Source organism: Streptococcus sp. ST14 (genome assembly GCF_046098195.1).
GTDB lineage: Bacteria > Bacillota > Bacilli > Lactobacillales > Streptococcaceae > Streptococcus.
This window is the reverse complement of the sequence record NZ_JBJUSF010000002.1, coordinates 71,230-91,323: the sequence shown is the minus strand read 5'-3', so window position 1 is coordinate 91,323 and position 20,094 is coordinate 71,230. Positions and strand designations below refer to the sequence as shown.

Sequence of the window (20,094 nt, the reverse complement as noted above, 5' to 3'; positions counted from 1 at the left end):
CAATAATGGACTAGAAAGAACAAAGATGCAAGATAAAATTGTGATTCATGGGGCACGTGCCCATAACTTAAAAAATATTGATGTGGAGATTCCGCGAGACAAGCTAGTTGTTGTGACTGGTTTGTCAGGGTCTGGGAAATCCAGTCTGGCCTTTGATACCCTCTATGCGGAGGGTCAACGTCGCTATGTAGAGAGTCTATCAGCTTATGCTCGTCAGTTTTTGGGCAATATGGAAAAACCTGATGTGGATGCCATTGATGGCCTCAGCCCAGCTATTTCCATCGACCAGAAAACCACCAGCAAAAACCCTCGTTCGACCGTGGGAACGACGACTGAAATCAATGATTATCTGCGTCTCCTCTACGCACGTGTGGGGACGCCTTACTGTCTCAACGGACACGGGGCTATCAAGGCTTCTTCTGTAGAGCAAATCGTGGATAAGGTTTTGGAATTACCAGAACGCCAACGTCTGCAAATTTTAGCTCCGGTCATTCGTAAGAAAAAAGGGCAACACAAGAGTGTCATTGAAAAGGTTCAGAAAGATGGCTATGTCCGTGTCCGTGTGGATGGGGAAGTCTATGATGTGACCGAAGTGCCAGAGTTGTCCAAGAGCAAGCAACACAATATCGATGTTGTGGTTGACCGTATTGTTATCAAGGAGGGCATTCGTAGCCGTCTCTTTGACTCCATAGAGGCTGCCCTTCGTATCGCAGAAGGTTATGTCATTATCGACACTATGGACGATTCTGAGTTGCTCTTTTCTGAGCACTATGCCTGTCCAGTTTGTGGTTTTACTGTTCCAGAGTTAGAGCCACGTCTCTTCTCCTTTAATGCTCCTTTTGGCTCATGCAGTGAGTGTGACGGTTTGGGCATCAAGCTGGAGGTGGATGTTGACTTGGTGGTTCCTGATACCAGCAAAACTTTGCGTGAGGGAGCCTTGGCACCTTGGAATCCTATCTCATCCAACTACTATCCAAACATGCTAGAGCAGGCCATGACAGCCTTTGGAGTGGATATGGATAAGCCTTTTGAGGACTTGTCAGAAGAAGATAAAAACTTGATTCTTTACGGGTCTGATGGCAAGGAATTCCATTTCCACTATGAAAATGAATTTGGCGGTGTGCGCGATATTGACATTCCTTTTGAGGGAGTTGTCAATAATATCAAGCGTCGTTACCATGAGACTAACAGTGACTACACCCGTACCCAGATGCGACTCTACATGAATGAGCTGACTTGTGGAACCTGTCATGGCTATCGTCTCAACGATCAGGCCTTGTCTGTTCGTGTAGGTGGCGAGCAAGGACCACATATTGGTGAAATCTCAGATCTGTCTATCGCAGACCACTTGGAGTTGGTGAGCCAGCTGACCTTGTCTGAAAATGAAGCGATTATCGCCCGTCCCATTCTCAAGGAAATCAAGGATCGATTGACCTTCCTCAATAACGTAGGTCTTAACTATCTGACCCTGTCACGTTCGGCAGGAACCCTATCAGGTGGAGAGAGTCAGCGTATTCGCTTGGCAACCCAGATTGGGTCCAATTTATCAGGTGTCCTTTATATCCTGGATGAGCCGTCGATTGGTCTTCACCAGAGGGATAATGACCGCCTGATTGCTAGTCTGAAAAAGATGCGTGACTTGGGCAATACTCTCATCGTGGTGGAACACGACGAAGATACCATGCGCGAGGCGGATTATCTGATTGACGTTGGTCCAGGTGCCGGTGTTTTTGGTGGCGAGATTGTTGCTGCAGGAACACCCAAGCAGGTGGCCCGTAATAGTAAGTCTATTACAGGCCAGTACTTGTCAGGTAAACGTGCCATTCCAGTACCAGAAGAGCGCCGTGCCGGAAATGGTCGCTTTATCGAAGTGACAGGTGCGCGTGAGAACAACTTGCAAAATATCACTGCTCGCTTCCCATTAGGAAAATTCATCGCGGTGACAGGTGTGTCAGGTTCAGGGAAATCGACCTTAATCAACAGCATCCTCAAAAAAGCCATTGCGCAGAAGCTCAATCGCAATTCAGACAAGCCTGGTAAATTTAAGACGATTACAGGGATTGAGCATGTAGACCGCTTGATTGATATTGACCAGAGTCCAATCGGGCGAACGCCAAGGTCTAACCCGGCTACCTATACGGGAGTTTTTGACGATATACGTGACCTTTTTGCCCAGACAAACGAAGCTAAGATTCGAGGCTACAAGAAGGGCCGTTTCAGTTTCAACATCAAGGGCGGTCGTTGCGAAGCCTGCTCAGGTGACGGGATTATCAAGATCGAGATGCACTTCTTGCCAGATGTATACGTGGCTTGTGAAGTCTGCCACGGGACTCGCTACAACAGTGAAACCTTAGAAGTTCACTATAAGGAAAAGAATATCTCGCAAGTCTTGGATATGACGGTTAACGATGCGGTGGAATTCTTCCAACACATTCCAAAGATTCAACGCAAACTTCAGACCATCAAGGATGTGGGACTGGGCTATGTAACGCTAGGGCAACCGGCTACCACCCTTTCTGGAGGAGAAGCCCAGCGTATGAAGTTGGCTAGTGAACTCCACAAACGCTCGACAGGGAAATCTTTCTACATTCTCGATGAGCCGACGACAGGACTTCATACTGAAGACATCGCTCGTCTGCTCAAGGTCTTGGCTCGCTTTGTCGACGATGGCAATACAGTCCTCGTCATCGAGCACAATCTGGATGTTATCAAGACTGCAGACCATATTATTGACTTGGGACCTGAGGGCGGTGTCGGTGGTGGAACCATCATTGCAACAGGAACTCCCGAAGAAGTAGCGGCCAATGAAGCCAGCTACACAGGACACTATTTGAAAGGAAAGTTAGATAATGAATAAACGTGTGCAAGCATTTCTAGCTAAAATGCAAGAAAAAGAACTAGATGGTATCATCATCAACAACCTTAAAAACGTCTATTATTTGACTGGTTTTTGGGGTTCAAATGGAACAGTCTTTATCAGCCGTGACCGTCAGGTTTTGGTGACAGACTCTCGCTATATCATTGCAGCTAAGCAAGAAGTGACAGGTTTTGAGATTGTGGCTGACCGTGATGAGTTGGCAGTCATTGCAGGTATTGTCAAGGATATGGGCTTGTCTCGCGTCGGTTTTGAGGACGAGATTTCGGTCTCTTATTACCACCGTATGCAGGCTGCTTTTGCAGGAATTGATTTGCTTCCACAGACTCAGTTTGTTGAAGCGCTTCGTATGATTAAGGATGAGAAGGAGATTGCGACTATTCGCAAGGCTTGTTCTATCTCAGACCAAGCTTTTCGCGATGCGCTTGATTTTATCAAACCTGGAAAGACTGAAATTGAGATTGCCAACTTCCTTGATTTCCGCATGCGTGAGCTAGGAGCGGCAGGCTTGTCTTTTGATACCATTCTAGCGAGTGGTATCAACTCTTCTAAACCACATGCCCATCCCATGCACAAACCAGTAGAGCTGGGAGAAGCCATCACCATGGACTTCGGCTGTCTTTACGACCACTATGTCAGCGATATGACACGGACTATCTATCTAGGACATGTCAGTGACGAGCAGGCAGAAATTTACAATACTGTCCTGAAAGCCAACCAAGCCTTGATTGATCAAGCTAAGGATGGCTTAGGTTTCCGCGACTTTGACAAAATCCCTCGTGATATTATCATCGAGGCAGGCTATGGCGACTACTTTACCCACGGTATTGGACACGGTATCGGACTGGATATTCACGAAGAACCTTACTTTAGCCAAACTTCCAAAGAAGTCATTAAATCTGGTATGGTCTTGACTGATGAACCAGGTATTTATATTGAAGGTAAATACGGCGTTCGTATTGAAGATGATATCTTAATTACAGATAACGGTTGCGAATTGTTGACTCTAGCGCCGAAGGAATTAATTGTTATTTAAGAAAATTATGATAAATCATTGACTTTTATATTTTAAAGGTTTATACTGATAAACGAAAACGGTAGGTGAGGCTACCATAGGGATACGGATGACTACCGCAAAGCAGTGGAGACACTACTCGTTGGTCAACAGTCCTGGTCGCGAAGGCCAAGACTAAGCTCATTACATCGCCCTATGGAGTTAAAGCTTGAACGAAAAAACAGATAATTAGTTTTTTAATCCTGCCATTTTATGGTGGGATTTTCTACTGTTTTAGAACAAGGAAAGGAGACAAACGATGCAAATTGACGATCATCCAGAACCGCACATACACAGCCAATCGCTGATTTGTGTCGTTCTGCCCTTATAAAGTGATTGGTCTCTGTGTATGAAACACATCATTCATACAGATAGGAGAAACCAATGAAAACTACAAAAGAAAGATTAGCAACAGCTATTCACACACCCTTAAACGAAACTCTATCTTTTTATAAGACAAGTCTAACAGGCTTGACTGAGGAGCAGGTGGAGAAAAATCGTGACCTATATGGCGAAAACACCATCACCAAGGGTCAAGAAGACAGTATCCTCAAAAAGATTTACGAATCTATTATCAATCCATTTACAATCATCCTGCTGGTCATCGCTATGATCTCCATGGTGACCAATGTCTGGTTGGCGAAGCCTGGACAAGAAGATCCGACAACCTCTATCATTATCGTCGTTCTCGTTCTAATCTCTGGTGGTATACGCTTTGTCCAAGAACTGCGGAGTGACAAGGCTGCGACCAATCTATCAAAAATGATTGTGAACACAGCCACAGTTATTCGTGAAGGCCAGAGTTTAGAGGTTGCAATTGAAGATTTGGTCGTTGGAGATATAGTCAAATTAAGTGCTGGGGATATGATACCAGCAGACCTCCTTTTGATTGAATCACGTGATTTCTTTGTTCAACAGTCTGGTTTGACAGGTGAAAGTGACTCGGTTGAAAAACTAGCCTTGTCAAAAATGAGTCAGTCAAATTTTGATAGTCTGCTAGAAGCAGAAGCGCTCGCTTTTATGGGAACCAATGTGATATCAGGAAGCGCCAAGGCTTTGATTCTAGCGGTCGGTGATGACACCATGATGGGAGAAATCGAGCAGACTCTCAATACCTATGACGAACCGACCTCTTTTGAACGGGAGATGAACAGCATCTCTTGGCTCTTGATCCGTTTGATGTTGGTCATGGTTCCCATCGTCTTTCTCTCCAATGGCTTGACAGATGGCGACTGGCTGGAAGCAGGTGTGTTTGCACTGAGTGTTGGTGTTGGATTGACACCTGAGATGCTTCCTATGATCATCACGGCTAGTTTAGCAAAAGGCTCCATTATCATGGCCAAGGAAAAAGTCGTCATCAAAAAACTCAATGCCATACAGGACCTAGGTGCTATTGATATCTTATGCACGGATAAAACCGGAACCCTTACCCAAGACGAAATTGTCCTTGAATATCCTTTGGATATACACGGAGATTTGGATTTGTCTGTGTTGAGACGGGCCTACCTCAATTCCTATTTTCAAACCGGTTTGAAAAACTTGATGGACCGTGCTATTATCAGTAGAACTGAAAAAGAAGCTAAAGAACACGCTATTCTACAAAATTTAGATACTAGCTTCCAAAAAATAGATGAATTACCTTTTGATTTTGAACGCAGACGGATGAGTGTCATCGTCAAGGATGAGAACGAAGTTGTTAGTTTGGTAACCAAGGGTGCCCTAGAGGAAATGCTTGCGATCTCAACCCATGTGGAATATCAAGATCAGATTAGCCCTCTGACGGATGATATCCGAGTGGAAATCTTAAAAGAAGTAGATCAACTTAATCAACAGGGATTGCGAGTCTTGGGAGTCGCTTATAAAACAGGCCTAAAAGAAGGTTTTGCTTACTCAGTTGAAGATGAAAAAGAGATGATTCTAACAGGATATCTTGCCTTTCTAGATCCACCAAAACCATCAGCAGCACCTGCTATCCAAGCTTTGTTAGAACACGGTGTTCAAACAAAGATCTTGACGGGAGACAATGAGAAGGTAACCCACGCAGTTTGCGAAAAAGTTGGTTTAGACGTTGATCAAATCTTGTTGGGTTCTGATATTGATGCCATGACGGACGAAGAGTTGGCTCAAGCAGTTGAGAAAGTGACGGTCTTTGCCAAACTCTCTCCGGATCAAAAAGCACGAATCATTTTACAAATCAAATCGAATGGACATTGTGTCGGCTATATGGGAGATGGGATCAATGATGCCCCTTCTATGAAAGTGGCCGATGTGGGGATTTCGGTTGATACAGCAGTAGATATTGCCAAAGAAACGGCTGATGTCATTTTGCTAGATAAGGATTTGATGGTGCTTGAAAAAGGGCTGGTTGAAGGACGCAAAGTCTATGCCAACATGACCAAATATATCAAGATGACGGTCAGCTCTAATTTCGGGAACATTTTCTCTCTGTTAGTGTCTGGTATCTTTTTACCTTTCCTTCCTATGGCTCCGATTCACTTGATTGTGTTAAACCTCGTCTATGATCTTTCTTGCATTGCCTTGCCATTTGATAATGTGGATGAAGACTTTTTGAAACATCCTCATAAGTGGGAAGCTAAGTCTATTACTCGTTTTATGATTTGGATGGGTCCGATTTCTTCTGCCTTTGATATTTTGACCTTTATCTTGCTCTATTTTGTCATTGTCCCAATGGCGACAGGTCAAGCCTATGCTCACGGAGCAGAGGCTGCAACGGGCTTTATTATTTTGTTCCAGACAGGTTGGTTCATTGAATCCATGTGGTCCCAAACCATGGTTATCCATATGCTTCGTTCAGCAAAACTTCCTTTCTTACAAAGTCGTCCATCATGGTTTGTTCTTGGAACAACCTTGCTAGCAGCTAGTTTTGTGACCTTCCTTCCCTACTCTTCAATTGCTAGCCTGCTTCATTTAACCCCTTTGGAACCAATTTATTTCCTCTTTTTGCTTTTGATTATCGTTCTCTATATGATAAGTGTTACAGTTGTAAAACGATTGTATATCAAAAAATTTAAAAGTTGGTTATAAATTGATTTTGTCAAGAAAAAAGTACGAAAATCGCGAAAAAAGTTAATTTTTTTTAAAAATAGGTCGCAAGTCGGATGTTTTTTATGGTATAATAGACTAAACTGATAGTAACATGTAGCGAAAGGGGTAGGTACATGATCAAAATTTATACAGTCTCAAGTTGTACTAGCTGTAAAAAAGCGAAAACCTGGCTCAATGCCCACCAGTTAAGTTATAAAGAACAAAATCTCGGTAAAGAAGGAATTACAAGAGAAGAGTTATTAGATATTCTAACGAAAACAGATAATGGAATCGCCAGTATCGTTTCGTCAAAAAACCGCTACGCTAAGGCACTTGGAGTTGACATCGAGGATTTGAGTGTCAATGAAGTGCTCAACTTAATCATGGAAACACCACGGATCTTAAAGAGTCCGATTCTCGTTGATGAGAAGCGCCTGCAAGTCGGCTATAAAGAAGATGATATCCGTGCCTTCTTGCCACGCTCTGTCCGTAATGTAGAAAATGCAGAAGCACGTCTACGTGCAGCTCTATAAAACATCAAGGCTGGGAGTGACTCCTGGCCTTGTTTGCTCTTTTGTTTTAAAATCATGTGAGGAATTATGAAAAAGTTACTAATTGCTAGTTTTGCTCTCCTCTTTTTGCTTGCGGGATGTGGGCAAAAAAAGGAAACTCCTGCTGCTTCCACAACAGCATCTGAACCTCTCCAATCCAACCTTCCCGTTTTGGACAATGCCGAAAAGAATACGGTTGTCACCAAGACCTTGCTGATGCCGAAGTCAGAAAATGGAACGCAGCAGATTCAGACCATTACTTATAAAGGCAATCAGTTTTTGACCTTGACCATCCAGCAAAAACGACCTGTCGGGGATGAACTCAAGACTTTTATCTCTGAAAATGGCCTAGAGGAAACGCAAAAAGCGCTTCTAGAAGCTGAAGAGAAGGATGAGACCATCCAAGAGGCGCGCAAACTGGCAGGATTTACACTGGAAACCAAGCTACTCAGCGAGACAGAAATCCAGACTACAACGACTTATGATTTTCAAGTTTTGGATGTCAAAAAGGCATCTCAACTAGAATATTTAAAAAATATTGGTCTTGAAAATCTCTTAAAAAACGAACCTAGCCAGTATATTGCTGACAGAGTGGCAAATGGGGCGACAGAACAGTAAGAAAATCCAAATAAACAAACTGATTTATTTGTAGAACGTAAGGAAATATGCTATAATAGTAATATTCTAAGGAAAGAGGGTGTTAGAATGGGATTTACTGAAGAAACTGTACGGTTTAAATTGGATGATTCCAATAAGAAAGAAATTAGCGAAACGTTGACAGATGTCTATGCTTCTTTGAATGACAAGGGCTACAATCCGATTAACCAGATCGTCGGTTATGTATTGAGTGGTGACCCTGCCTACGTTCCTCGTTATAACAATGCACGAAATCAAATCCGTAAGTATGAGCGTGATGAAATTGTTGAAGAATTGGTACGCTACTACCTTAAGGGACAAGGAGTCGATCTATAATCTATGAGAATTATGGGATTGGACGTCGGTTCAAAAACAGTAGGGGTGGCGATTAGCGATCCCCTAGGATTCACCGCTCAGGGACTTGAAATCATCCAGATTAATGAGGATCAGGGCCAGTTTGGTTTTGACCGTATCAAGGAATTGGTTGACAGCTATAAGGTAGAACGCTTTGTAGTAGGTTTGCCAAAAAACATGAACAATACAAGCGGACCGCGAGTAGAAGCCAGTCAAGCCTATGGTGCCAAGCTAGAAGAACTCTTTGGTTTGCCAGTAGACTATCAGGATGAGCGTTTGACAACGGTCGCTGCGGAACGTATGTTGATTGAACAAGCAGATATCAGCCGTAACAAACGCAAGAAAGTTATTGATAAGTTGGCTGCTCAGCTGATTTTGCAAAATTATTTAGATAGAAAATTTTAAGACAGAGGAGAAACTATGTCACACGATCACAACCACGATCACGAAGAACGTGAATTGATTACACTTGTTGATGAACAAGGAAATGAAACTTTATTTGAAATCCTTTTGACCATTGATGGAAAAGAAGAATTTGGTAAGAACTATGTTCTGCTTGTACCAGTTAACGCAGAAGAAGACGAAGACGGGCAAGTTGAAATCCAAGCCTACTCATTCACTGAAAATGAAGATGGAACAGAAGGCGAATTGCAACCAATTCCAGAAGACTCAGAAGACGAATGGAACATGATTGAAGAAGTCTTCAACAGCTTTATGGAGGAGTAAAAATATCCGGGGGATATTTTTACCCCAGTTCCTTGAAATAAGAGAGAACTGGTAAATCTGGGTCTGGGAGACTGTATCACCCCAACTCCTAGAAACTAGAAAGAGTTGGAATATCCAGTGGATGTTTTTAGCCCTGAGCCAGAAATTAGAAACGCAGGAATGTCCGGGGGATGTTTTTAGCCCACGTTGAAATTCATAGTAGCTAGTGATTAGCTAACCAGGTAAGAGGTTGGGATTGTTGTCCCGGCCTCGCTTTTTATTTACAGTAAAACTTTAGTGCGCTAGTTGATTGGATTGTTGTTAAGGAGACATGTATGTTTGAAGTAGAAGAATGGCTTCATAGTCGGATTGGTTTAAACTTTAGATCTGGTCTTGGACGAATGCAGCGAGCTGTGGATTTGCTGGGGAATCTAGAGAAGACTTATCCTATTATCCACGTAACAGGGACTAACGGTAAAGGGTCAACTATTGCCTTTATGAGGGAGTTGTTTGTTGCTCATGGTAAAAAAGTTGGTACTTTTACCTCTCCTCACATCGTCAGTATCCATGATCGAATCTGTATCAATGGACAGCCGATCGCGGAGGAAGACTTTGTCCGTATAGCTAACCAAGTCAAGGAGATGGAGAAAACTCTCTTAGAAACACATGATCAATTGTCTTTCTTTGAGTTGTTGACCTTGATTGCCTTGCTTTACTTTAAAGAGCAGGGAGTGGATCTAGTTCTGCTAGAAGTGGGGATTGGTGGTTTGCTTGACACAACGAATGTCGTAACAGGAGAGATTGCAGTTATTACTTCCATTGGGCTAGATCATCAGGAGACCTTGGGAGATAGTCTGAAGGAAATAGCCGAGCAGAAAGCTGGTATTTTCAAGGCCGGCAAGAAGGCGGTCATTGCTAAACTTGCTCCAGAAGCGGAGCTTGTCTGTCAAAAAAGAGCAAGAGAGTTAGCTGTTGAACTTTATCAAGCTGGGCGAGACTTCACCTTGACTGCTGGGGATTTTTCAAGTAGCCTAGCAAGCTTTTCACAGCTTGAAATCAGTTTGGAGGGTGTTTATCAGCAGGAAAATGCCGCCTTGGCTTTACAAACTTTTCTTCTGTTTATAGCTTCAAGAGGTGAAAGGGTCGAAGAAGAGTTTGTTAGACGGGCTTTGAAGGAGACACATTGGGCAGGTCGATTGGAACGGATTCGCCCGCAACTCTATCTAGATGGGGCTCACAATCTGCCAGCCTTGACTCGTCTAGTAGAGTTTATCCAGGGGGAAATCCAGCAAGGCTATCAAGTTCGCATCCTTTTTGGAGCTCTTAAACGCAAGGATTATCAGGGGATGCTAGGCTATCTAATGGAGCAGTTGCCTCAGGTGGAACTTAAGGTAACGGGCTTTGACTACCAAGGCTCCTTGGATGAGAAGGATGTGGCGGGTTACGATTTGATTTCTTCCTATGGGGACTTTATCAGAGAATTTGAAGAAAAGGCCAATGATCAGGACTTGCTTTTCGTGACGGGATCCCTCTACTTTATCTCAGAAGTCCGAGCGAGTTTGCTAGGAAGTGATGAGATTGGTTGACCTTCTAGGCTTAAGTTGTTATACTTGAGGTAGGAGGTGCATCTGGAAACTGATCCAGCAAAACATTGGCACAAAAGAAAGGAAATCGCTATGAAAACAAAAACATTCACACTTTCTATTGCTTCCCTAGCAATTCTTAGTCTTTTAACAGCTTGTGGATCTAAGACACAAGCACCTACCCAGCAATCTGCTCAACAACCATCTACTCAACAAGAGTCATCTTCTAGTGCTGCTACAAGTGCCAGCCAACCACAGGCGTCCTCAAGTCAGGACACTACTGTAGCTCAACCTACGAATATCGATGGTACCTATACTGGAAAAGATGAGAATGACCAAATCACTCTTGTTGTAACAGGTAAAACTGGCACATGGACTGAGGTCGAGCCAGATGGGGATAAGGAAATCAAGCAAGTCAGCTTTGAGCCAGAAAATCAACGTGTCATTATCGGTGATGATGTCAAAATTTACACGGTTAATGGTAATCAATTGATTATCGATGATATGGACCGAGAGGCATCTGACCGAGTGGTATTAACTAAGCAATAATGATTAAGTAAAAGTTCCAATAAGATGAAAGCTATCTTTTTGGAGCTTTTTTCTTGAAAAAAGGGCTGGCTGTTCTTTACTAACTTTTTATTTAAAACGCTTACAAATATTTGTAAAACTTCTTATATGCCAACTTTAGAAGAGACCATTGCTCTTTATAAAGAACTCTTCTAAAAATCAAGTAGAGTGGAAGGGACTAATTCCTCAAAATATAAATAATATTGGAAAGAACTATCATTTTGGTAGTTCTTTTTAGGCCTCTTAATACCCTAGTTAAAAAGATAAAAAGGGAAACGCTTCATAATAGTAAGGGTGTAGTTTAAGAATCTTGCAGTTCTTGGAATAGTTTGCATAGAAAAAGGCAAAAGGTTGCTATCTACCCCTGAACTGAGGTATACTAGTAGAGACATTAGTTTATCAAGCAGTTAGGAGAATGTTAGAAAAGGAAGGGGATGTATGACAGCTAGAAAAATGCAGCTACTCATGTCCAAGTATGGTTTTAGTATTACCATCATGTTGGCGGAGTTGTTTATCGTCTTTGGTTTATTTCTCTATCTAGGTCGGATGGCTCCGATTCTCTGGATTATCCTAGTTATTTTGATGAGTATAGCAACCATTGTATCGATTGTTAATCGTTCTATGAATCCAGAAAGCAAGGTAACATGGCTCTTAGTAGCCTTTGTTCCAGTATTTGGTCCCTTGCTCTATATCATGTTTGGAGAACGCCGTCTATCTAAAAAAGAGATCAAGCAATTGAAACAACTCCAATCAATGGTTGACAGAGAGGACAATAGCAGAGCCCTCCGTTTGGAGTTAAAGGAACAAGACAAGTCTGCTTATGGCGTCATCAAATCCCTTCTCAGTATGGATACGAATGCTGATGTCTATGATCGAACGGATACACAATTTTTTGCTTCTGGTGAAAGTATGTGGCATCAGATGCTAGAGGATCTCAGGAAAGCGGAGAAATTTATCTTTCTTGAGTACTATATCATCGAAGAAGGCTTGATGTGGAACAGCATTTTAGAGATTTTGGAAGAAAAGGCTGCTCAAGGAGTAGAAGTTAAGCTTCTTTATGACGATATTGGATGTATGGCAACCTTACCTGGGGATTATACCATCCAGCTTCGTAGCCGAGGGATTGAAGCCCATAAATTTAACAAGGTGATTCCGCGCTTGACCGTTGCCTATAACAATCGTGACCACCGTAAAATCATGATTATCGATGGGCAGATTGCCTATACAGGGGGTGCCAATCTAGCAGACGAGTATATCAATCATATCGAACGCTTTGGTTACTGGAAGGATAGTGGTATTCGGTTGGATGGTCCAGCAGTAAAGGCTTTTACTAGACTCTTTTTATCCACCTGGTATATCAATCGTGGAGAGATCAGTGACTTTGACCAATACCATCTTGAAAATCAACCTAGAGACGGGATGGGGCTCTGTATCCCCTATAGTAGTGGTCCTAAACCTATTTACCGATCTCAGGTTGGCAAAACGGTCTATCAAAATCTTATCAATCAAGCTACAGACTATGTTTATATCACGACACCCTATCTGATTGCGGACTATGATCTCACAGAAAGTATCAAAAATGCATCTCTGAGAGGGGTAGATGTGCGAATTGTGACACCTTGTATCCCAGATAAGAAGGTCATCCAATTGGTTACTCGCGGAGCTTATCCAGACTTGTTATCTGCAGGGGTTCGCATTTACGAGTACAGTCCCGGCTTTCTTCATAGCAAGCAAATGCTGGTCGATGGAGAGGCAGCTACTGTGGGAACCATCAATTTTGACTATCGTAGCTTGCTTCACCACTATGAAAATGCCGTCTTGCTTTATAGAACGCAATCTATCATCGATATTGAGAGGGACTTCGAAGAGATTTTTAAGGTTTCTCAAGAAATCTATCCCCACACAATCAAAACAAGCTGGTACCAAAGCCTCATTAAGGAAATTGTCCAGTTGTTTGCACCCATGCTCTAACTATCCATCGAGATCTAGCCCAAGGCTGGATCTTATTTTTTCTTCTTACGAATAGATAGGTAAAGGAGAAAAACATGCTCAATCTAGAAGATGAAGATTTTATTAAAGAGTTTAGAATTAGTAGGTTTCACCGTTTTCGTGAAATCGAACGCTTTGCGATATTGGATAAGAAATTCAGCAAATATCAATCCCAAGCTGACATTCCTGTAAGATTTTGATATACTAAAACAGATAAACTTAGAGGAGAAATTGAATGAACGTATACGGGAAAATAGATGAGAAACAAGAAGGATCTCATTACCAAGACTGGTCAGCGCCAGAAAAGAGAGAAGGAGCTCCCATTCCCTTTTTTAGTATCATGCTTTGGAGTTTAGTAGCCACAGCCATTTCGGTTGTCCTGCCTTTTATTTTTGGTTTAGTCAGTCCGCAACAAACTCAGGATCTTTATACCGGTTGGGCCTTGCATCAAAATGGTCAAATGTATACAGATTACTTTGGAACGAATGGATTGCTCTATTACTTGCTAACCTATCTTTCCCTAGGAAGTATTCTGCTTGCTTTGGTTGAGTGGTTGGCCTTGTTTGGAGCAGGTGTTTTCCTTTTTAAATCTGCAGATGCTCTTACTGGTCAAGCAGAAGAAGCCAAGAAGCTGGTATTTGTGTTCTATTTGTTAGTGGCAGGACTCGCTTTTGGTGGTGGCTATGCTCTCTTAGTAGCCTTGCCTTTCCTATTTTATTCATTGAGTATTGTTACGAACTACTTAGCTTATCCAAATGATGACAAAGGATTTGTAAGAGTGGGGATGAGTCTTGCTCTTGCTTTCTTCCTTGCGCCGATTCCAACCGCCTTGTTTGCGGCTGTACTGGCTCTAGGCATCATTGGCTTTAATCTAGGTAAAGGTCACTTTGTTCACGGGTTATATCAGTTCTTTGCGTCAGCCTTAGGATTCTCACTCTTATTCTATCCTTTGGGCTACTATACAGTGTGGACAGGTAGTTTTGGGGATGCTATTAGCCAGACCTTGTATCCGGTAAATACCCTTAGCCTCTTTTCAAATTCACATTTACTTGAAAATGCGGCTTTCTATGGCTTGCTTGCTGTGGGGCTAGGTTCCCTTGGTTTGCTCTTTACTGGTTTATTCCAGTCAAAACCAGCCAAGCAATATGCCTTATCAATTGCTACTAGCTTGGGCTTGTTGGTTTCTTTGGGAATCTTGATTCTCTCAAATGAACCTGTCAACGGTACTCGTCTCGTTATTCTCCTTCCTTTCTTGGTCTTGCTCCTTCTGACAGGGATCAAGGAAGATGTTTCGGAGGGAGGGAGTCGTCGTAGAAGACGTGAGGAAAAAGCCTCTTTTATTAAAGGGAATTTCTATCTGCCACTGTTTGCCCTTGCCTACCTCATTGCTCTTCCTATCCTGAGTCGCTACCTTTCACATCCGGCGACTTATCAGGAGAGAGAACGTCTTGCTAGTATGGTCAAACAGCAAACGAGTTCTGAGGATCGTGTCTATGCTTGGGATGATCGTTCAGATTTCTATCGTGCAAGTGAACGCTTGGCGCCAACTTCTCTAGTGACACCAACACTCTATACTGCAAGCGACGAAAATAAAACCAAACTGATGAATGATCTAAAAGAAAATCAACCAAAGATGATTATGGTCAATCAAAAAGTTGCCTTGTGGTCGGATGTAGAGAGCTGGCTCAGCGAGAAATATGAGCTTGTTCAGACAGATACTAGTGAATTCAAGCTTTATAAATCTAAATAAAAAAATCAATATCTTGTGGAATTTTAAAAATTTTAGGATTTTTGACACAAGATATTGATTTTTTATTTTTAGAGTGGTATAATACTGAATATAAACAATTCAACAATATTTTAGAAAAGAGCATGGATATGATTGTATTAGAAGAAAAGCTTGCAACCGTTCCCACCTTGTTCGTTGAAAAACGAGATGGTAGACGTGTAGTGTTTGATGTAGACAAGATTGACAAGGCTCTCCACAAGGCGGCAGAAAAGGTTATGGACCTTACGCCTCTAGTAGAAAAACGCCTAAACGGTCTGGTTGAAAGAATCGTCACTGAAATTCACAGTCGCTTTCCTCAAGGTGTCAAGATTTACGAAATTCAGAATGTCGTAGAACATGAACTCCTTGAAGCCAAAGAATATGCGCTAGCTGAGGAGTATATCACTTATCGGACACAAAGGGATTTTGAGCGCTCAAAAGCGACAGATATCAACTTTAGCATTCATAAGCTTCTTAATAAAGACCAAGCAGTTGTCAATGAAAACGCCAATAAAGACAGTGATGTCTTTAATACCCAGCGTGATTTGACAGCAGGGATTGTTGGGAAGTCAATCGGGCTGCAAATGCTTCCTAAGCACGTAGCCAATGCTCACCAAAAAGGAGATATCCACTATCATGACTTGGACTACAGCCCCTATACTCCTATGACCAACTGCTGTTTGATTGATTTTAAAGGTATGTTGGAAAATGGTTTTAAGATTGGCAATGCGGAGGTAGAAAGTCCCAAGTCTATCCAGACTGCGACAGCTCAAATTTCACAAATCATCGCCAATGTTGCTTCTAGCCAGTACGGGGGTTGCTCAGCTGACCGTATCGATGAAGTCTTGGCTCCGTATGCGGAGAAGAATTATCAAAAGCACCTCAAGGATGCGGAAGAGTGGGTCTTACCTGACAAACGGGAAGATTATGCTTGGAAGAAAACGCAAAAGGACATCTACGATGCTATGCAATCTCTTGAGTATGAAATCAACACCCTCTTCACTTCAAATGGGCAAACACCTTTTACTTCGCTTGGTTTTGGTTTAGGAACTAGTCGTTTTGAGCGTGAAATTCAAAAAGCTATTTTGACCATTCGTATCAAGGGTCTTGGTTCAGAACATCGAACAGCCATCTTCCCTAAACTCATCTTTACGCTAAAAAGAGGACTCAACTTAGAGGAAGATTCACCTAACTACGACATCAAACAGTTGGCTCTTGAGTGTGCAACCAAGCGGATGTACCCAGATGTCTTGTCCTATGATAAGATTATCGAGCTGACAGGTTCTTTCAAGGTGCCTATGGGTTGCCGTTCTTTCCTCCAAGGCTGGAAGGATGAAAATGGTGTAGAAGTCAATTCAGGTCGGATGAATCTAGGTGTTGTGACAGTCAATCTGCCTCGTATCGCCCTAGAGTCTGAAGGTGACTTGAACAAGTTCTGGGAAATCTTCAACGAGCGAATGAACATTGCGGAGGATGCTCTGGTTTATCGTGTCGAACGAACCAAGGAAGCAACACCAGCAAATGCCCCTATCCTTTATCAGTATGGAGCCTTCGGCCGCCGTCTCGGAAAAGAAGAAAGTGTTGACCAACTCTTTAAGAATCGCCGTGCGACCATTTCTCTAGGCTATATCGGTTTGTATGAAGTGGCGACGGTCTTCTTTGGCAATAGCTGGGAAAGCAATCCAGAAGCCAAGGAATTTACGCTTGACATCATTCGTGATATGAAACGACGTGTAGAAGAGTGGTCAGATCAATATGATTACCATTTCTCTATCTACTCAACACCGTCTGAAAGCTTGACAGACCGCTTCTGTCGTTTGGATACAGAGAAGTTCGGCTCTATTCCTGATATTACAGACAAGGAATATTACACCAACTCTTTCCACTATGATGTCCGTAAAAATCCAACACCGTTTGAAAAACTGGATTTTGAAAAAGTTTATCCAGAAGCAGGTGCGTCAGGTGGTTTCATCCATTATTGTGAGTATCCAGTTCTTCAACAAAATCCTAAGGCCCTGGAAGCTGTTTGGGACTATGCCTATGACCGAGTTGGCTATCTAGGAACCAATACTCCGATTGATCGTTGCTACAAGTGTGACTTTGAAGGGGATTTTGAACCGACAGAGAGAGGCTTTGCTTGTCCTAACTGTGGGAATAACGATCCTAAAACAGTAGATGTGGTTAAACGGACCTGTGGCTATCTTGGAAACCCACAAGCGCGTCCGATGGTCAACGGACGTCATAAGGAAATTGCTGCGCGTGTCAAACACATGAACGGCTCAACTATTAAAACAGCCGGACATGAAGTAATAAATTAGAAGGAAACGCAATGGGGAAATACCAATTAGACGATAAGGGACGTGCTCAAGTAACCCGTTATCATGAAAAACATTCGAAAGGTGGAGTAGGAAAAAAAGAACGCTTGCTCAACCTCAGAGAACAGTTTTTAAACAAGAACAAGAAAAAATAAAAGTGAGAGTTGCCTCTCACTTTTCTCTTAATTATTGGAGGTAAAAATGATACTACGCAGACCAACATTGGCAGATAAAGAAACAGTTTTAGAGATGATGGCAGAGTTTGAACAGACTCAATCAGCCCACGATGGTGGGTTTTGGAACGCCAACAATTTTGTTTATGAAGAGTGGCTAAAAGAAAATCTTCAAGCGGAAGCGGGACTCAATATTCCTGAAAACTGGGTTCCTGCTATCCAGCTGGTTAGTTTTGACGTAGCAGGCCAGGCTCTTGGCTTTCTCAACCTTCGTCTCCGATTAAATGACTACTTACTAGAAAATGGGGGCCATATTGGCTACTCCATTCGTCCATCTGAAAGAGGTAAGGGTTATGCCAAAGAATCCCTCCGACAAGGTCTGCAATTTGGCAAGGAAAAGAACATCAAAAAAGCACTTGTGACCTGTAGTACGGAAAATCCTGCTAGTAGGGCGGTGATTGTGGCAAATGGCGGACTCTTTGAGGATGTTCGCAATGGCGTAGAACGTTACTGGATTGATGTCGATTAAGGAGGAAGCATGGAGCTAAGACGACCAACTTTGGAAGATAAAGAAGCTATATTAGAGATGATTGCGGAGTTCGATGCAGCAAAATCCTATATGCACGGTGGCATGGGCTCCGCTTGGAAGCGAGCAAAGGATTACGAGGATTGTTTAAAGATTGTAGAGCAGCAAGAGGATGCTGCCAACCTGCCAGTAGGCTGGGTTCCTGCAATCAAATTTTTATCATTTGATGAGACTGGCTTGCCTTTGGGATTTTTAGCCCTGCGCTTGTCCTTGAATGACAAATTATTTGTGGAAGGCGGTCATATTGGCTATTCTATCCGTCCCAGTCAACGAGGCAAAGGATATGGGAAGGAGCAGTTGAGATTAGGACTAGCAGAGGCTCGAAAGCAAGGATTGGAACGAGTGCTGATTACCTGCGATGAAGACAACGAAGCCAGCCGCCGCACGATTCTCTCCGCTGGCGGTGTTTACGAAAATACAATCGATAGAAGTCAGCGCTATTGGATAGATTTGGAGTAAAAGGATGACATGGAATACACCAAAACCAGGTGAATGGAAAAGTGAGGAGCTTAGTAAAGGGCGAATCATTGATTACAAGGCTTTTAATTTTGTCGATGGAGAAGGTGTGCGAAACTCTCTCTATGTATCAGGTTGCATGTTTCACTGCGAGGGATGCTATAATGTTGCGACTTGGTCTTTCAACACAGGCATTCCCTATACGGCAGAATTAGAAGAACAAATCATGGAAGACCTTGCCCAACCCTATGTTCAAGGATTGACCCTGCTAGGAGGAGAACCCTTTCTTAATACGGGCATTCTCTTGCCTCTCGTTAAGCGCATTCGAAAGGAATTACCAGAAAAAGACATCTGGTCCTGGACGGGTTATACTTGGGAAGAAATGATGCTGGAGACTCCAGATAAACTGGAACTCTTATCATTGATTGACATCCTTGTCGATGGACGGTATGATAAAAGCAAACGCAATCTCATGCTCCAGTTTCGAGGTTCGTCCAATCAACGGATTATCGATGTGCAAAAATCTCTCAAAAGTGGGCAAGCGGTGATTTGGGACAAGCTTAATGACGGAAAAGAAAGCTATGAACAGGTGAAGAGAGAATGAAGAAAAAAAGACCTGATAGAACAACTGGTTTCAGAGATCGAAACGGGAAAAGTTAGGACACTAGGAATCTACGGTCATGGGGCTTCAGGTAAGTCAACCTTTGCACAGGAATTATATCAAACCCTAGATTCTACTACAGTAAATTTGCTAGAAACAGATCCCTATATCACCTCGGAACGTCACCTGGTAGTACCAAAGCAAGCACCAGATCAAAAGGTGACAGCTTGTCTGCCAGTGTCGCATGAACTGGCAAGTTTACAGAGAGATATTCTCGCCTTGCAGGCAGGTATGGATGTCCTGACAATCGATGAACCGTGGAAGGCTAGTGAAATCTTGTCTGGAGCAAAGCCAATTCTGATTGTTGAAGGGATGTCTGTGGGCTTTCTACCCGAGAAACTCTTTGACAAAACCATCTGTTTCTACACGGATGAGGAGACCGAATTAAAGAGGCGCTTAGCTCGAGATACGACTATGAGAAATCGCGATGCATCTTTTGTATTAGCTAGCCATCAGATGAGACGGGAGCAGTATCTGCGATACTATAGAGAAACCGAGTCTAAAGCGGACATTTTAGTAGATCAATCAGAAGATACATTCAAGGTCAAAATGACACACATTATATAGAAGAAAAGGTAGTTTTTTATAGATATAAATCCGTAATCTTGGAAAGATGAAAAGAGAAAACAGTTTCATCCTAAAAAAACGAAAAAAAGCTCACAAATCCCTTGCAATCGCAGGGGCTTTGTGTTATTCTATTATGGTGCTGTAAATTACAGCCTTAGCTTTGATGCAAGAGGTTGCGACACGCTCGGTTGCATTGCCACGCAACGCGC

At 42.7% G+C, this 20,094-nt stretch carries 19 protein-coding genes and 1 riboswitch; all 19 genes read left to right on the top strand.

Annotated features, from left to right (window positions below; translation table 11 throughout):
* Positions 1 to 25 precede the first annotated feature (25 nt).
* The 19 genes from uvrA (at position 26) to ACIY19_RS01010 (ending at position 19,885) form a co-directional block, all read left to right on the top strand.
* Positions 26 to 2,857, top strand: coding sequence for an excinuclease ABC subunit UvrA (uvrA, locus tag ACIY19_RS01100; RefSeq protein ID WP_409002476.1), 2,832 nt, complete (start codon positions 26 to 28; stop codon positions 2,855 to 2,857).
* A complete protein-coding gene (locus tag ACIY19_RS01095; protein WP_409002475.1) occupies positions 2,850 to 3,911 on the top strand; it encodes a M24 family metallopeptidase in 1,062 nt (353 codons plus the stop codon). The genes uvrA and ACIY19_RS01095 overlap by 8 nt, the downstream gene beginning before the upstream one ends.
* 55 nt (positions 3,912 to 3,966) lie before the next feature.
* A riboswitch (M-box (ykoK) riboswitch) is annotated at positions 3,967 to 4,118 on the top strand.
* 195 nt (positions 4,119 to 4,313) lie between these two features.
* Entirely contained in the window at positions 4,314 to 6,974 is a 2,661-nt protein-coding gene (gene mgtA / locus ACIY19_RS01090; protein ID WP_409002474.1) for a magnesium-translocating P-type ATPase, read from the top strand.
* A 134-nt stretch (positions 6,975 to 7,108) separates the two neighbouring features.
* A complete protein-coding gene (spx, locus tag ACIY19_RS01085) occupies positions 7,109 to 7,507 on the top strand; it encodes a transcriptional regulator Spx (protein WP_000591165.1) in 399 nt (132 codons plus the stop codon).
* A gap of 66 nt (positions 7,508 to 7,573) precedes the next feature.
* A complete protein-coding gene (locus tag ACIY19_RS01080) occupies positions 7,574 to 8,143 on the top strand; it encodes an SP0191 family lipoprotein (RefSeq protein WP_000734688.1) in 570 nt (189 codons plus the stop codon).
* Between the two features lie 87 nt (positions 8,144 to 8,230).
* Positions 8,231 to 8,497 carry an IreB family regulatory phosphoprotein gene (locus ACIY19_RS01075; protein WP_000507059.1) on the top strand — a complete coding sequence of 89 codons (267 nt, stop codon included), beginning with the start codon at positions 8,231 to 8,233 and terminating at the stop codon, positions 8,495 to 8,497.
* A gap of 3 nt (positions 8,498 to 8,500) precedes the next feature.
* The gene (ruvX, locus tag ACIY19_RS01070) at positions 8,501 to 8,920 is read left to right on the top strand and encodes a Holliday junction resolvase RuvX (protein ID WP_002876031.1); all 420 of its coding nucleotides are present in this window, start codon (positions 8,501 to 8,503) and stop codon (positions 8,918 to 8,920) included.
* A gap of 15 nt (positions 8,921 to 8,935) precedes the next feature.
* Positions 8,936 to 9,241, top strand: a complete 306-nt coding sequence (locus tag ACIY19_RS01065; protein ID WP_000017622.1) for a DUF1292 domain-containing protein — start codon at positions 8,936 to 8,938, stop codon at positions 9,239 to 9,241.
* Positions 9,242 to 9,555: 314 nt separating this feature from the next.
* On the top strand, positions 9,556 to 10,806 hold the full coding sequence (locus tag ACIY19_RS01060) for a bifunctional folylpolyglutamate synthase/dihydrofolate synthase (RefSeq protein WP_409002473.1): 1,251 nt from the start codon (positions 9,556 to 9,558) through the stop codon (positions 10,804 to 10,806).
* Positions 10,807 to 10,896: 90 nt separating this feature from the next.
* Entirely contained in the window at positions 10,897 to 11,352 is a 456-nt protein-coding gene (locus tag ACIY19_RS01055; protein WP_409002472.1) for an SP_0198 family lipoprotein, read from the top strand.
* A gap of 456 nt (positions 11,353 to 11,808) precedes the next feature.
* Positions 11,809 to 13,341 carry a cardiolipin synthase gene (cls, locus tag ACIY19_RS01050; RefSeq protein ID WP_409002471.1) on the top strand — a complete coding sequence of 511 codons (1,533 nt, stop codon included), beginning with the start codon at positions 11,809 to 11,811 and terminating at the stop codon, positions 13,339 to 13,341.
* Positions 13,342 to 13,415: 74 nt separating this feature from the next.
* Positions 13,416 to 13,559 (top strand): hypothetical protein, encoded by a 144-nt coding sequence (locus ACIY19_RS01045; protein ID WP_185758128.1) that lies wholly within the window; start codon positions 13,416 to 13,418, stop codon positions 13,557 to 13,559.
* Between the two features lie 35 nt (positions 13,560 to 13,594).
* The gene (locus ACIY19_RS01040; RefSeq protein WP_409002470.1) at positions 13,595 to 15,109 is read left to right on the top strand and encodes a damage-inducible protein CinA; all 1,515 of its coding nucleotides are present in this window, start codon (positions 13,595 to 13,597) and stop codon (positions 15,107 to 15,109) included.
* A 128-nt stretch (positions 15,110 to 15,237) separates the two neighbouring features.
* The gene (nrdD, locus tag ACIY19_RS01035) at positions 15,238 to 17,445 is read left to right on the top strand and encodes an anaerobic ribonucleoside-triphosphate reductase (protein WP_409002469.1); all 2,208 of its coding nucleotides are present in this window, start codon (positions 15,238 to 15,240) and stop codon (positions 17,443 to 17,445) included.
* An 11-nt stretch (positions 17,446 to 17,456) separates the two neighbouring features.
* Positions 17,457 to 17,597: a hypothetical protein gene (locus ACIY19_RS01030; RefSeq protein WP_000521629.1), complete on the top strand. Its 141-nt coding sequence runs from the start codon at positions 17,457 to 17,459 to the stop codon at positions 17,595 to 17,597.
* Between the two features lie 46 nt (positions 17,598 to 17,643).
* Entirely contained in the window at positions 17,644 to 18,144 is a 501-nt protein-coding gene (locus tag ACIY19_RS01025) for a GNAT family N-acetyltransferase (RefSeq protein WP_409002468.1), read from the top strand.
* Between the two features lie 9 nt (positions 18,145 to 18,153).
* Positions 18,154 to 18,660 (top strand): GNAT family N-acetyltransferase, encoded by a 507-nt coding sequence (locus ACIY19_RS01020; protein ID WP_000423437.1) that lies wholly within the window; start codon positions 18,154 to 18,156, stop codon positions 18,658 to 18,660.
* Positions 18,661 to 18,664: 4 nt separating this feature from the next.
* Positions 18,665 to 19,261, top strand: coding sequence for an anaerobic ribonucleoside-triphosphate reductase activating protein (gene nrdG / locus ACIY19_RS01015; protein WP_409002467.1), 597 nt, complete (start codon positions 18,665 to 18,667; stop codon positions 19,259 to 19,261).
* A 12-nt stretch (positions 19,262 to 19,273) separates the two neighbouring features.
* Complete coding sequence (locus ACIY19_RS01010; protein ID WP_409002493.1) at positions 19,274 to 19,885, top strand: uridine kinase; 612 nt, start codon at positions 19,274 to 19,276, stop codon at positions 19,883 to 19,885.
* The last annotated feature ends 209 nt before the right edge of the window (positions 19,886 to 20,094 follow it).